At 46.4% G+C, this 14,794-nt stretch carries 12 protein-coding genes; 10 read left to right on the top strand and 2 right to left on the bottom strand.

All coding sequences use genetic code 11. From position 1 onward, the window contains the following. Genes FYJ39_RS04135 through FYJ39_RS04110 form a run of 6 tightly spaced genes read left to right on the top strand, consistent with a single transcriptional unit; the run spans position 1 to position 6,568 of the window. Positions 1–921 (top strand): ABC transporter permease, encoded by a 921-nt coding sequence (locus FYJ39_RS04135; protein ID WP_022512455.1) that lies wholly within the window; start codon positions 1–3, stop codon positions 919–921. A gap of 12 nt (positions 922–933) precedes the next feature. Next, positions 934–1,956 carry an ABC transporter ATP-binding protein gene (locus tag FYJ39_RS04130; RefSeq protein ID WP_154471192.1) on the top strand — a complete coding sequence of 341 codons (1,023 nt, stop codon included), beginning with the start codon at positions 934–936 and terminating at the stop codon, positions 1,954–1,956. Then, on the top strand, positions 1,946–2,989 hold the full coding sequence (locus tag FYJ39_RS04125; RefSeq protein ID WP_154471191.1) for an ABC transporter ATP-binding protein: 1,044 nt from the start codon (positions 1,946–1,948) through the stop codon (positions 2,987–2,989). Before FYJ39_RS04130 ends, FYJ39_RS04125 begins: the two co-directional genes overlap by 11 nt. Then, positions 2,962–4,617, top strand: a complete 1,656-nt coding sequence (locus FYJ39_RS04120; RefSeq protein WP_154471190.1) for an FAD-dependent oxidoreductase — start codon at positions 2,962–2,964, stop codon at positions 4,615–4,617. The genes FYJ39_RS04125 and FYJ39_RS04120 overlap by 28 nt, the downstream gene beginning before the upstream one ends. A gap of 23 nt (positions 4,618–4,640) precedes the next feature. After that, entirely contained in the window at positions 4,641–5,630 is a 990-nt protein-coding gene (locus FYJ39_RS04115) for an acetylxylan esterase (protein WP_154471189.1), read from the top strand. Then, the gene (locus tag FYJ39_RS04110) at positions 5,612–6,568 is read left to right on the top strand and encodes an acetylxylan esterase (protein ID WP_235919733.1); all 957 of its coding nucleotides are present in this window, start codon (positions 5,612–5,614) and stop codon (positions 6,566–6,568) included. The genes FYJ39_RS04115 and FYJ39_RS04110 overlap by 19 nt, the downstream gene beginning before the upstream one ends. Before the next feature lie 39 nt (positions 6,569–6,607). On the opposite strand, the gene FYJ39_RS04105 is transcribed toward FYJ39_RS04110, so the two are convergent. Beyond that, on the bottom strand, positions 6,608–7,699 hold the full coding sequence (locus FYJ39_RS04105; RefSeq protein ID WP_154471188.1) for an acyltransferase family protein: 1,092 nt from the start codon (positions 7,697–7,699) through the stop codon (positions 6,608–6,610). A 266-nt stretch (positions 7,700–7,965) separates the two neighbouring features. Between FYJ39_RS04105 and FYJ39_RS04100 the strand changes: the two genes are divergently transcribed. Both FYJ39_RS04100 and FYJ39_RS04095 read left to right on the top strand, forming a co-directional pair. Further along, positions 7,966–8,400, top strand: a complete 435-nt coding sequence (locus FYJ39_RS04100; protein ID WP_154471187.1) for a hypothetical protein — start codon at positions 7,966–7,968, stop codon at positions 8,398–8,400. Between the two features lie 289 nt (positions 8,401–8,689). Further along, complete coding sequence (locus FYJ39_RS04095; RefSeq protein WP_154471186.1) at positions 8,690–10,441, top strand: DUF5722 domain-containing protein; 1,752 nt, start codon at positions 8,690–8,692, stop codon at positions 10,439–10,441. Between the two features lie 154 nt (positions 10,442–10,595). Here the strand turns inward: FYJ39_RS04095 and FYJ39_RS04090 are convergent, their stop codons facing one another. Beyond that, complete coding sequence (locus FYJ39_RS04090) at positions 10,596–11,354, bottom strand: DeoR/GlpR family DNA-binding transcription regulator (protein ID WP_154471185.1); 759 nt, start codon at positions 11,352–11,354, stop codon at positions 10,596–10,598. Between the two features lie 182 nt (positions 11,355–11,536). On the opposite strand from FYJ39_RS04090, the gene FYJ39_RS04085 reads away from it, so the two are divergent. Next, positions 11,537–12,958 carry a rhamnulokinase gene (locus FYJ39_RS04085; RefSeq protein WP_154471184.1) on the top strand — a complete coding sequence of 474 codons (1,422 nt, stop codon included), beginning with the start codon at positions 11,537–11,539 and terminating at the stop codon, positions 12,956–12,958. A gap of 28 nt (positions 12,959–12,986) precedes the next feature. Beyond that, positions 12,987–14,768 (top strand): L-fucose isomerase, encoded by a 1,782-nt coding sequence (locus FYJ39_RS04080; RefSeq protein WP_154471183.1) that lies wholly within the window; start codon positions 12,987–12,989, stop codon positions 14,766–14,768. Positions 14,769–14,794 lie beyond the last annotated feature (26 nt).

The following is a 14,794-nucleotide window of genomic DNA, read 5'->3' as shown; positions in this document are numbered from 1 at the left end:
GTGTCAAAACAATCCAGATTGAATCGCAAGTTTGATAGAATAAAAAGACTGGAGGAGTCCGGTGAATTAAAAAGAAGGAAACAGGGGAATCGGGCCTTAAGAAAGCTTCTGAATAACCGCCTGGCCATCGTGGGAGGAGCTATTTTTTTGGTTATTTTGTTAAGCTGTATTTTTGCTCCCTTTCTGGCCTCCTATTCTCCAACGGCAGTAGATATGAAGGCTATTTTAAAGATGCCTTCAGGAAATCACCTTTTTGGAACGGATAAATTAGGAAGAGATGTATTTGCCAGAGTTCTGTACGGAGGACGTATGTCCATCGCTATCGGCTTTGGGAGCGCTCTTGGCTGTGCTGTTATTGGAGTTCTGGCAGGATGTTACAGCGGCTACAGGGGCGGGAGGTTTGACCAGCTCATGGTTCGGATTTCGGAGATTTTTATGTCCATTCCGCAGCTTATTCTGGTTCTGATGCTGGTATCAATCTTAGGGCAGAGCGCAAAGAATATTGTAATTATATTTATAATTTGCGGCTGGGGTTCATCCTTCCGTATGGCAAGATCCCAGGTGCTGTCTATCCGTGAGGAGGAATATGTTCAGTCTTTAAAGGTTTTTGGGCTGAATCCATTTGTTATCTGTTATAAGCATATCCTGCCAAATGCCTTAAGTCCGATTATAGTAAATGTGACCTTAAGTACGGCTATGTTTATTCTTGAAGAGGCGGCGCTGAGCTTTTTAGGTCTGGGCGTTCCCCTGGAGGTTCCCACCTGGGGAAATATTTTAAATGCTGCCCAGGATTTATATACGTTAGAAAATAGTTGGTGGCTGTGGCTTCCAACGGGTATTGTGGTTTCTCTCTTCGTTATGAGTATTAACTTTTTAGGTGATGGAATCCGGGATACAACAGATCCCACGCAGCAGGGTTAGGAGGGCGTAAGAATGAAGAAAGAACAGGATGTAATTATTTCAGTGAACAATCTGAAAACATATTTTTATACCAACCAGCGCTGCAATAAGGCGATTAATGGAGTATCTATGGAAATTAAGAGGGGAAAAACTCTGTGTATTGTTGGAGAATCCGGCTGTGGAAAAAGTGTAACAGCAACCTCTATTATGCAGCTTTTACCGAAGCTTTCCCGTATTGAAGAGGGAGAAATTATCTACCATAGTGAAGACGGGCGTGGAGATATACATATTGAAAGGCTGGAACGGAATGGAAAGCAGATGCGCTCTTTGAGAGGTCATGACATTGCTATGATCTTCCAGGATCCTATGACTGCCTTGAATCCGGTATATACCATCGGCTGGCAAATCTGCGAAATGATCCGTTCTCATGAGAGGGTGACGAAAAAAGAAGCAAGAGCAAGAGCGCTGCAGCTTTTAAAGGATATGGGAATCCCGAATCCTGAAAAACGGATTGACCAATACCCCCATGAATTTTCGGGAGGTATGCGTCAGCGTGCTATGATTGCTATGGCTATGAGCTGCAAGCCTAAGGTGTTAATTGCAGATGAACCGACTACCGCCTTGGATGTGACGATTCAAGCGCAAATTTTTGAATTGATGAAGCATCTGAAGGAAGAATACAATACTGCGATTATGCTGATCACCCATGATATGGGCGTGGTATGTGAGCTGGCTGATGACGTGGCGGTCATGTATATGGGAAATATCATTGAAAGCGGAACGGCTCAGGAGGTTTTAGGCTCTCCGGCCCACCCCTATACAAAAGCGCTCTTAAAGTCAATCCCTATTTTGGGAAAGGGCGCGAAACAAGAGATTCATCCGATTCAGGGCTCCACACCGGATCCCTATGATCGCCCCAGCGGCTGTCAGTTTGCTCCCAGATGCGAGTATGCATGTGCGGCATGTGATGGAAAGATGCCTGAGGAAGCCATAGTAGAGGGGACTCATATGGTGCGCTGCAGCAGATATAAGGAGGTGTTAACAGATGCCAGATAAGAAAGAAAAACAGCCTTTATTAACGATCAGAGGATTAAAAACCTTCTTTCCTGTAAAAAGTGGATTTTTAGGCAGGGCAGAGTCTTACGTGCAGGCTGTAAACGATATCGATCTTACCATTTACAGAGGAGAGACCCTGGGATTAGTAGGAGAATCCGGCTGCGGAAAAACTACTCTGGGAAAAACAATTTTACAGCTATATAAGCCTACGGCAGGTGAAATGATATATGAATTTGAGGATGGTTCCCGCAATCTTGCAGAACTGAAAAAGGATGAAATGGATATGGCCAGAAGAAAGATTCAAATTGTCTTTCAGGATCCGCAGTCATCCCTGAATCCCTCTTTTACCATTTATCAATCCTTGTCAGATCCGTTGAAAAAGTTTGGGGTTAAAACCAAAGCGGAACGCAGAAAGGTGATCGGGGATTTATTAGAAGCAGTTAATATGCGCAGAGAGTATATGGATCGTTATCCTCATGAGTTTTCAGGGGGGCAGAGACAGCGTATAGGAATAGCAAGAGCCTTATGCATCAATCCGGAGCTTGTTATTTGCGATGAAGCCGTATCGGCCCTTGACGTATCGATTCAGGCGCAGGTTCTCCAGCTCTTAAAAGAATTAAAGGAGAAGCATAATCTAACGTATATCTTTATTACCCATGATTTAAGTGTGGTAGAGTATATAAGCGATAGAATCGCGGTTATGTATTTGGGCAGAATTGTAGAGCTTGCAGATGCAGATGAATTGTATCAGCATAGTATTCACCCATATACACAGGCTCTGCTATCTGCCATACCAGTAGCGGACATTAATCATAAAAAGGAAAGAATCGTATTAAAGGGTGATGTTCCGTCTCCAATGAATCCGCCCAGTGGCTGCCATTTCCATGGACGCTGCCGTATGTGCCAGGAAATATGCAAAAAAGAAAAGCCTAAGCTTCAGAAATATATCATTGAAGGAAGGGAACATTTTGTAGCGTGTCATTTTGCAAAGGAGAATATGGAAGCATGCGCTGTACCAGCAGAATCTATGTAGATGTATTAGTAGTTGGGTCTGGCCTGGCTGGTTTGACAGCAGCTATTTCTGCGGCTGAAGAGGGTGCTAGGGCAGCCATTATCAGCAGAGGGAGGCTTTGCTCTGGTTCCAGCTTCTATCCTGGAACCTGGGGGTTAGGCTTGGTAGCTCCAGAGGATGAAAAGGATGAGGCGGATCTGGAAGAAACAATTTTAAGAATTGGAGAAGGAATGGCTAATCCGGCTCTGGTTCACACCTTCACAGGAAAAATAAGGGAAAGTCTGGAATACTTAGAGCATCTGGGAGTCCCCTTAAGAGAGGCAAAGGCAAATAAAGAGAGGGAATTTATCCCGTGCTTTGATCATAAAAACAGGCTTTGGAAGGGAATTGAAAAGCCTGGAAGCTCTCAAATGATGTCGAAGCGGTTGCGTGAATTAAAAGTCGCCTGTCTTGAACATATGACAATCCTAAGGCTGTTAAAAGAAGGAGAACGTGTTTGCGGGGCTCTGGCCGTCAAGAGAAAAGATGAGGGGCTTAGCTTTGTGGAAATCCTAAGCCCGGCAGTGATTTTAGCGACCGGAGGAATGGGAGGCTTGTTTACACACCGTTTGACTACAGATGATGTGACAGGAATTGGTCAATACCTGGCTTTAGAGTCAGGAGCTAAATTGTTTAATCTGGAATTTATGCAGATGATGCTGGGGTATGTACACCCTGCCCCCAAGACCATCTATAATGAAAAGCTGTTCCGATTCAGCCGTTTTTATGGAGAAGATAAGGAATTATTTTCGGAATGGGAAGAGGAAGAAAGGGAGAAGCAGTTAGAATTAAGATCCGGGTATGGGCCCTTTACTACACGCCTTTCGTCTAAAAAGGTGGATCTGGAAATTTATAAGGAAAGCCAAAGGAGAAGAGAGGGAATTCGCGTTGTTTATCAAGAGGAGGTAAAGCGGCATCAGCCTGAGTTTATTAAAACATATTTTGACTGGTTAAAGGAAGAAAAAAATTTGACCATGGATGATCCGGTATGGTTAAGCATGTATGCTCATGCTTCTAACGGTGGCATTGCTATTGATGAAGAGGCATTTACGGGAGTAGAAGGTCTGTATGCCTGTGGTGAAGTAACCGGAGGCATGCATGGGGCAGATAGGCTGGGAGGGCTGTCTTCGGCCAATGGGCTGGTCTTTGGACGTATTGCTGGTAAGGCGGCAGCCCGGTCTGAGAGAGGGAAGAAAGAAGGGGCCGCAGCATATTATTATCAGCCGCTTTATGTCATTTTGGAAGCTAAGAAATATCTTCATACGATACAAAAATTGAATCAACAGCATGCCATGCTCATAAGGAGCGAAAAAGGGAGTAGGAACGTTTTACAGGAACTATCAAAGCTTCAAAGTCAGATGGAACGGGATAAAATTCCCCTGGAAAAGACAGATTGTTCTATGGAGGAGCTGCTTAGAACCGTAGATTTGGAGGCGGCTTTAGAGCTTACCCTTGCGCTGCATCAGGCGATTTTGCTTCGCAGGGAAAGTAGGGGGCCTCATTATCGGGAGGATTGTCCAAAACGGGTGAATGGTTTAAACATACCAATCTATTCATGGAAACAGGCTCAAGAGATAGTAACGCATCTTCAAATGAGCAAATTTACGTAGCAACGATAGAAAGGAAACAAAGCATGCCGGCAAAAGATATGCCTTTACAGCAATTAAAGCAGTATACTGGAAGTACTCCCAGGCCGAAGGATTTTTGGGAATTTTGGGAGAAAAGAGCGGGGGAGGCCTGGGCCCTGCCCTTGGAATATGAGCTGAAGGAAGCGGAAATTCCTCACACCCCTTATACTCAGTATTATGACGTATGGTTAAGGGGAATGGCAGGGGCCAGGCTCCATATTAAATATGTAAAGCCTGTTGGAAAAAGAAAGGTGCCTGTGGTTCTGCAGTTTCATGGATATCCAGGCTCCTCCAGAGGCTGGTTTGAACAATCCAGCTTTGCCGGTTTAGGGATGGCCGTTCTTGCTATGGACTGTCCGGGGCAAGGAGGCATCAGTGAGGATCTTGGCGGACGGCAGGGAACCACTGCCGCAGATCATATTATCATGGGGGCGGATGGTCCGCCGGAGAAGCTGTATTATGTGGAGGTCTTTCAGGACACCTGCCTGATGGTGCGTTTGGCTTTAGCATTAGAGGGATTGGATACAGAGCAAATTTATGTAAATGGAGCCAGTCAGGGGGCTGGCCTAGGATTGGTATGCACAGCATTAAATGCGTCTTATATAAAGCGCTGTGCGGCTCTTTACCCATTTCTTTCTGATTATCGCAGAGTATGGGAGATGGATAGAGATGTTATCGTTTATAATGGCCTGGCTTACCATACCCGTTGGTTTGATCCGATGGGAGAACACCTGGAGAAATTTTTCACTAAATTGGGATACATTGATGTGCAGAATTTTGTAGAACGAATTACCTGTCCGGTTTTATGCGGAACCGGCCTTATGGATGATGTATGTCCGCCATCTACCCAGTTTGCCGTATTTTCCAAGATCACTGCCCGGAAAAAGCATTTTATTTTCTATGAATATGGTCATGAGGAAATTGCTGCGTTTGATAATAAGATTATTAACTTTTTTGGTAACAAGGAGGATGGGGCATGCCTGGAACAGATTTAAGATTGGAGGAATTAAAGACTTATACAGGGGCCTGTCCCGGTCCAAAGGATTTTGCGAAGCATTGGAAGCAGATGAAGGAACAGATTGGGGCTTTGGCTTCACCTGTCTCTATGGATAAATTGGAAATGGAAACAGAGGAACTGGAGTATTATATTATTACAGTTAAGACAAGGGATGGCTGTCTGCTTAAAGCCAAATATATCTGCCCTTCTAAACCGGGCCTGTATCCTACAGCCATACAGTTTCATGACTATCCTCAGTCCTCCCGAAGCTGGCTTCACTTAAGCCGTTATGGCGCTATCGGCTATGCTGTTTTGGCCCCTGACTGCCGGGGCCAGGGAGGAATGAGTGAATGTGGAGCAGCGGGAAAAGGGCCAACGGCCTGCGGCCCCTTGTTTCATGGCCTGGATGGAGAAGTGGAGGATCTATATCTCCACCGGATTTACGAAGATGCGCTGCTGTGGACGGAGGTTGCAAAGGGATTAAAAAAGACCGATAGAGTCCATATGGCTGTGTACGGAGAAGGTCAGGGAGGAGCACTGGCTATAGCATGCGCAGCCCTCTATCCGGAAGTGGAAAAATGCGCCAGCCATTACCCAATGCTCTGTGACTATAAGAGAATCTGGGAAAAGGATTTTTCAGGAGGGCCCTATATGGGGTTGTTTTATTATTTCAGATGGCAGGATCCTATGCATAAAAAGGAACAGGAGATCTTCGATAAGCTGGCTTATGTGGACGCGAAGAATTTTGCCCCATTGCTTCGCAATAAGGTATTAATTAGTATTGGCCTGCAGGATGTGAACACACCGCCGTCTTCTCAATTTGCCCTTGCCAATGGGCTTGCCTGTGACAACAGATGCTGTGTATATCCAAATCATGGTCACGAATTAAACAACTTTTTTGAAAATGAGTACTTGAAATTTTTAATAGAGCAGTAAGCTGGCTGCCCATTCAGGCAGGAGTGTTCTTGGCTGAGATCAGTCAGATACTTCTGCCTGATTTGTTCTATACTTCTCTAACAAAAGATAAGTAAACCGGTCTATGATCCGGTTGGCTATCAGAGACAGGCGGTAGAAGATAATGCCTGTAATGGAGATAAACAAAAAGTACTGAAAGAACAGCTCATGGTTTTCCTGGAAGGACAGGGCTCTGCCTGCGTAGGGCGCCATAAAAATTCCAACCAGTATATGGTGAACCAGAAATACAGAGAAGGAGCAGGCGGACATGGCTTTGCAGAGGGTGGTCAGCCAGCTCCATTGGATGAGCTGGGAGAACCAGGTCAGGAATAAGAAGCAGGACACGCCAGTCCACAGAATGATATAGGGCATAGGCAGGCTTAAGGGGACGAACATGGTGACCAGAAAGGCGGCCAAAGCGCCCAGGCCTAAGGGCCATTTGAGGGGGTTATAGCTTTCTGTATTTTTTTTCGAGCCATCCGCCTTGTAGATATAGTACACGAAATACATACCGAACAATACCTCCGGTATCCTTGTGAGGAAGAACCTCTGCTCCTCCATACGGAAGGGGTAAAAGCGAAGATAGGGGATGTAGAGAAGGGCTGTTACAAGGGCTGTGGCGGCAGGCCTTTTAAGCACAAGGCAGCGCAGCAGGGGAAATACCAGATAGATAAATATGATACAGCCCACGAACCATTCTCCAACCAGGTAATAATTAGGAATCAGATAGTTCAGATATCCATCCATTCCCAGGACGCTTAATAAGAGCGTTATTTTAGAGTGAACCATGGGCAGCCGGTTTATGATATAAAAATGGATAAAAAAGGCGGCGTAGACGATCCAGTACAGGGGGTAGATGGACAGAAACCTTTTTTTAAAGTAATTCTTTAACTCCAGCTTTTCTGCGTAAGCGTACATAAGGGATGCGCCTGACAGAATAAAGAAAAGGGACACGCCGATATGGCCCATGGTGCCGTTGGCATAGCGCAGAAACAGGATGGAGCCGGTCTCAATCTTCCTGTCGATACAGTAGGCATTGTAGTGGAACACTACAATCATTACCATGGCAAAAACTCTTATAAAATCAAATGAAAAGATACGTTTGGTCTTCATTGGCAACCTCTCTCCTCAGACATTTGTCATTACACATACTCTACCAGAAAGGATGCATAAAAGCAAGGAACTCTTTTGGGTCTTCTGGATTCTTGCGTTATGTATTAGCGTCCGGTATCCTGTATGGGGAGCTGGCTATGGCGCACAGACGGCAGGAGAAATTATCAGGGGATCCGGGTCATACGAAAAAATTTTGAAAATGCTGCAACTTTTTCCAAACGCTTAGCGTCTAATAGTAGGAAATCAAAAAAAGGAGGATTTATATCATGAAAAAAAGAAACTTATTTGTCGCAGCTTTTACCACATTAATTATGGCCACCGGCTGCTCTTCTCAGGGAGGGAACACGTCATCCGCAGCTCCAACCCAGGCAGTCAGCAGCACTGCGTCTGAACAGGAAAGCAGTACAGCTAATGCTGATAGTGAAGCTGCCGAAGAGGCCGTAACCACAGCAGCAGAGGAGACAACGCAGGCTGAGGAGTCCACAGAATCCACGGTCACAGGAAAAATCAGCGATATTAAGGATTTTATGTTTACCATTACAGACGCCGACGGTAAGGACTATGGTTTCAGCTTTGATGGTCCGGCGCCAGAGGGATTGTCTTCTGTAAAGGATGGAGATACCGTTACTGTGGTATATACAGGCAAAGTGGAAGAAGCAGAGGCCTTTACAGGAACCATCATTTCTGTTACAAAACAGTAAGAATGACCGGAGATTTTTTCCTATTTTGTTCAGATTAAATGAAGTGATTTGATAGAGCCATTGGAGAGGACGAAGTAAAAACAATCCTCTCCTTTTTTGCGTATCCGCTTAATAAGTATGTGGAAGATTTATGCGGAATAGAGCAAAAGGCTATTTGTGTTGCTTGTGGGCGGTAAGCAGTAAAGAGAATTTTAAGAGACATGTAATAAAATCGATATAGTAAATGTAAGATTATTTGAGTATGATGTAGCATGTAACAGTTTTGGAGAAAGTTGGGAGGACGAATTGAATGAAGATACATAATGTTTTGAAGGGAAAGGCCCTTATGCTGGCGGCAGTTATGTTCTGCAGCACAGCTTTTATAACTCCGGTGGAACCTTTGGGTAACCAGACCTCAGAGGTTTTGGCAGCACAGGAAACCCAGGCATCACAGGAGACTGTGGAGGCACAGGCCTTTGTGCCTGCTGTTACAGGAACCATTCATTCCTGCACCATTACCAGCGATAAGGGAAATATAGCAGTCCGTTACTCCAGTACGGGAGATACAACAGGAACGGACGGTCAGGTCTATGTGTTTGAACTTCAGCCCTATGAGGATGGAGTGGGAGAGCGCAAGGACTTTATTGGCCAGGCGGCTGCAGGTACGGAGAATACTCTTACGGTAGCTCTGAACAGGGGAACGGCTCAGGATCGCCTTTACAGTTCCTTTATTCTTACGGTTTATGATGGCACAAGGTTTATAGAAATCAGCCCGCGCCACTATATTACCAACCCGGAGGCAGTGGCCTCCAACACGGCTGAGTTTAAAGATCCCTTAACGAAAAAGGGACTGAATATTGAGATTGATATGCTCAGTGACGCCTTTGATCTGGGAGTTAAGCATGTAACAACCAACATTGCCTTTTCTCAGATTTGGGGTACCGGAATTGAATACAATTATGACGGAGAGACTTATCATTTTAATAAAGAGGTAATGGACGCCTATGACGCTACCATAAGCGCCCTTTCCAACAAGGGAATGCTGGTTACGGTAATCATACTCAACGACTGGAATCCCAATACGCCCAATCTGATTTATCCGGGAACCCAGAAAACGGACAGCGCGTTCTACTATATGTTCAACGCGGCTACGGAGGCAGGCTTTAAGCAGACCAGGGCTATGGCGGCATTCCTGGCAGAGCATTACGACGGCAGCAATCCTGACCACGGAAAGGTTTCTAACTGGATTATCGGAAACGAGATCAACTGTCAGATATGGAACTATATGGGACCTGCCGATATTTCTACCTATGTGCGGGCATATCAGAGAGCTTTCCGTATGTTCTACACGGCTATAAAGAGCACCAGCGCCAATGACCGGGTGTATTTCTCTCTGTCCTATAACTGGGGCCAGCCCTTTGATAATCAGACGGATATTAACTACAAGGGCAAGGATATCGTGGATTATTTCAATTCCATCGCCAACCGGGAGGGGCAGATGGAGTGGGGGCTTGCCTACCATCCATATCCGGCGCCTCTTACAGAGCCGGAGTTCTGGGATGACGCCCAGATGGGAGTGATTACAGAGGATTACAATTCTCCGGTTATTAACTTTGCTAACCTGAATGTGCTGACCGATTATTTTGCTCAGGAAACCCTGAGGACGCCTTCCGGTCATGTGCGCCATATTATTCTTACAGAGCAGGGCTTTACATCCCAGAGTCCCACCAGGGGGAATGTGGCTGACATACAGGCGGCTGCCTACGCTTACTCCTATTACATTGTAGACAGCAATCCATATATTGATGCGTACACCTTAAGCCGCCAGGTAGACGCGCCTTTAGAGGCTAAGGACAGCTTGAATTTTGGCCTGTGGGAGTGCGATATGAGCAAGCCCAACCTGATTGTGGCTACCAAGCGTAAGAAGATATGGCAGGTATTTCGGGATATTGATAAGAAAAACAGCACTCTGGAGGCAACGGAATTTGCAAAGGAGATTATCGGTATCCAGAAATGGTCAGATGTAATTCCAAACTTCAAGTGGAGAAGTATGGAGAAGTAGATATAAAAAGCAGAGCAAGAGCATATATACACCTTGAAGACAGTTTGTCCAGCTGTCTGCAAGGTGTATTTTTTTACTTTATAAGAACGACGCTGACACGTTCTTATGATAATATGGGGTGGGGCTACGCTCCTCTTGCCGGTTATTCGTAAGGTCAGGAAATAAAGGAGGCGCCTGAAGCATTTATGGCATTCATCACATCCTCTGAAAAGGGCGCGTCACTAATCAAGAAATCCAGATTTTGGAAGGAGGTAAGCTTAAAATACCCGACTGCATGCTCTTTGGTGCTGTCGCAGAGAAGAATTTTTTTGTTAGCGTTTTTCAGCATGCTTCTCTTGGTCAGTGCCTGAAAATCATCTCCTTCAAATATACCAAGCTTGTTTATGGCCTTGCAGGAGAAAAAGAAGGTATCTGCCCGGAAGTTATCCAGGAAATTAGTGGAATATTCCCCAATAATGGAAAGACTTTTGTTTTTCAGCTGGCCGGGGCATACATAGACGCGCACGCCTGGAGCATTGCTTAAAAGGGTGGCCACGTTCAGGCCGTTGGTGATTACAGTCAGATTTTTACATGCCTTTAGAAAGGGGCACAGATAGCTAACTGTGGAGGAGGAGTCCAAAAAGATGACCATATTGTCATGGATATAGTCTCTGCACTGTTTTGCGATTGCTGACTTTTTGTCCGGGTTTTCCATTTTGCGCATCATAACGGGATTTTCGGTGGCGCTTTCTGCAATCAGGGCGACGCCTCCGTGGTGGCGGCGGATAATACCCTCCTCTTCCATCTGTATTAAATCTCTGCGCAGCGTAGACCGGGAGGCATACAGCCTTTTGCAAAGGAGATCCATAGAGCATCCCCCTCCCCTTGAGTCGAGTAAATCAATAATCTCAAATTTTCGCTGCTGGTATGACATGAGGCTCCCTCCCCATTAGCTAAATTTTTGTGAACTACAATGAACTTTTCTGAATAATTATACCAGTAAAATTGATAAAATGTCAATAGAATGTCCAAATATTGAAAAGATATTGTTCAAATAGTATACTGTAAACGATAATAAAAAAGGATTCAAGAGGATGATTTCAGAAGGAGCTGGGTATGAAGAAGGTGCTGGCAATCGATATGGGAGCAACCTCTATCAGGGGTATCCTGGGCTATATTGAGGATGGCTTCCTTGTAACACGGGAGGTTATGCGCATGTCCCATGAGATCGTATATAAACAGGGGCGTATGCGCTGGCAGTGGGAAAAGCTGCTGAATAAGGTTGTGGAGACGATACTCCAGACAGGAGAGGAAATTTCGTCTGTAGGAATTGACACCTGGGGAGTGGATGTTGGACTCATTGGAAGAGACGGCTGTATGGTAGCGGATCCGGTAGCTTATAGAGATCCGGATAATGTGAAGGGCTACAAGCTGGCTGTTGAGAGGATGGGAGCGGAGGACATCTTCCTAAAAACAGGGAATCAGGTTATGCCTATTAATACCCTGTTCCAGTTAGTTGCATTGAAGGAATTATATGGGGAGGAATGGGAGAAGGCGGAAACGATACTTCTGATGCCGGATTTGTTTAACTACATGTTGACCGGGAACAGGACGGCGGAAGAGACAATCCTGTCCACGACCCAGCTGTTTGATTTAAAAGAGAAAACATTCAGCAGAGAAATCCTTCAACGGTTCGGTATAAAAGAGGGGATGTTCCCTCCTGTGGTAAAGGCCGGAACTGTGGTGGGCAACACCGCCGGCGGAAGAATCGAAGCCTTGAAGGGACTGGACGTGGATGTGATAGCTGTCTGCGGCCATGACACTGCAAGCGCGGTTCTCCTTACTGACACATTCCGAAATTCGGACTGTCTGTTTTTAAGCTGCGGCACCTGGTCCCTGCTGGGGGGACTTACAGACCAGGCTGTGCTGGATGTCAAAGCCTTTGAAAAATCGCTCACAAACGAATTGGGCTATGACTCCCGCAATATGTTATTTAAAAATATAACAGGGCTTTACCTTCTGGAGAAATTCAGAAGGCAGATGGGGGAACGGCTGGGAGCTGTGCCGGATTTTGATGAAATTACAGATTATGTTAGGAGGGACAGATCGGCCTCTGTCATTATTGATATTGAGGAGCCGGATTTTGGGGAGGAGGACACGGACGCGAAGGAGGCTATAGACGCCTATCTGCGGCGGACGGGACAGCCTCTTCCAAAGGAGGACATGGGGTATTTCAAGGTGATATATGAAAGTCTTGTACAGAAGTATGCGGAAACGGTGGAGGCCATCCAGGCAGTATCGGGCAAAGCCTACAATGCTCTGCATATGATCGGGGGAGGAGCCAAGTCGCCGCTGCTTTGCCAGATGATTGCCGACACAATATCGCTTCCGGTTACGGCAGGTCCCTTTGAAGCGACGGCTCTGGGCAATATCCTTATACAGCTGGTGGCTCTGGGAGAGCTGGACTCCATGGAGTCTGGACTTCGCCTTGCCTGGAAATCCGCTCATGTAATCAAATATAATGCAAATAAAAAATAGAAGCATAACAGAATAGGAGGAATTAGTTATGAATTATCCCAAAATAGGAATCAGACCAACCATTGATGGAAGATGGGGAGGCGTCAGGGAATCGCTTGAGGATCAGACCATGGGGATGGCAAATGCCGCTAAAGAGCTGATAGAAGGCAATCTGAAGTATCCGGACGGAACGGCTGTTCAATGCGTTATCTCTCCCACTACCATAGGAGGAGGAGCGGAGGCTCAGCTTTGTGAGGAATTTTTTGCTGCCCAGAATGTGGCAGGAACCCTTACGGTCACGCCCTGCTGGTGCTATGGTACGGAAACGATGGATTTAAATCCCAACACCATAAAGGCGGTATGGGGCTTTAATGGAACAGAGCGTCCGGGAGCCGTATATCTGGCTGCTGTTATGGCTGCTTATGCACAGCGCGGCCTTCCCGCGTTTTCCATTTACGGTCATGATGTACAGGATGCAGGAGACAGGACCATTCCTGAGGACGTTCAGAAGAAGATTTTGGATTTCGCCAGGGGCGCGGTAGCAGTGGGCATTATGAGAAACCAGTCCTATGTAAATATCGGTTCTGTGTCCATGGGTATTGCCGGCTCTGTAGCCAACGTGGATTTCCTTCAGAAATATCTGGGCATGCGGACTGAATGGGTGGATATGACCGAGGTGCTAAGACGCATTCAGCTGGGGATTTACGATCATGAGGAATATGCGGCTGCTCTGGAATGGGTAAAGGAAAACTGCAGGGAAGGCTACAACTGCAATGAGGGCAAGAATCTTCCTGAGGTAATTACAAAGAGCAGATATATCCCTGAGGATCAGCAGTGGGAATTTGTGGTAAAGCATGCTCTGGTTGTGAGAGATATTTTAAAAGGCAATCCCAAGCTTGGAGCCATGGGCTGGCATGAGGAAGCTCTTGGAAGGAACGGTCTGGCCGGCGGCTTCCAGGGACAGAGAATGTGGACGGACTGGCTGCCCAACGCAGATTTCACTGAGGCAATTATGGCCTCCAGCTTTGACTGGACAGGGGCCAAGCAGCCGGTTCCCTTTGCTACCGAGAATGATACCCTGAACGGAATTGCCATGATGTTCGGATGGCTTGTAACCAATAAAGCGCCCATTTTCAGCGATGTGCGTACCTACTGGTCTCCTGAGTCGGTTAAGCGTATTACAGGCAAGGAGCTTAAGGGCCATGGGGCGAATGGCATTATCCACCTGATTAATTCGGGAGCAAGCTGCCTGGACGGCTGCGCGGGAGCGAAAAACGAACAGGGTGAGGGCTGCATGAAGGAATGGTGGAATATGACCCAGGAGGATATTCAGGCCTGCCTTAAGGGCACGGACTGGTGCCGGGCCAACTATGAGTACTTCAGGGGAGGCGGCTTCTCCTCTCATTTCAGAACCAGCGCGGAAATGCCGCTTACCATGCTTCGCTGCAATATAGTGGAAGGTGTTGGACCCACGCTGCAGGTTATTGAAGGCTATACCTGCGTGCTGGAGGACGACGTACATAGGATTCTGGATGAGAGAACGGATCGTACCTGGCCTACCACCTGGTTTGCGCCCAACATCGGAATAGGGGCTGCGGACAGTGTGTACAATGTTATGGCCAAATGGGGCGCTAACCACGGAGCCAGCGTATATGGACACGTGGGTGATCGTCTGATTACGTTGGCCTCTATGCTCCGTATTCCGGTTGCTTTCCATAATATAGAGGCGGGACGGATTTATAGGCCTCATTCCTTTAACGGATTTGGCACCTCGGATCTGGAAGGACAGGATTTCAGGGCGTGTGCCTACTATGGCCCGCTGTACAAATAAATAGAAAGACAGGTTTAGGATTACCG

The organism is Clostridium porci (assembly GCF_009696375.1).
Classification (GTDB): Bacteria; Bacillota; Clostridia; order Lachnospirales; family Lachnospiraceae; genus Enterocloster; species Enterocloster porci.
The sequence above is the reverse complement of the archived record's forward strand: the minus strand, read 5'-3'. Positions and strand labels throughout refer to the sequence as shown.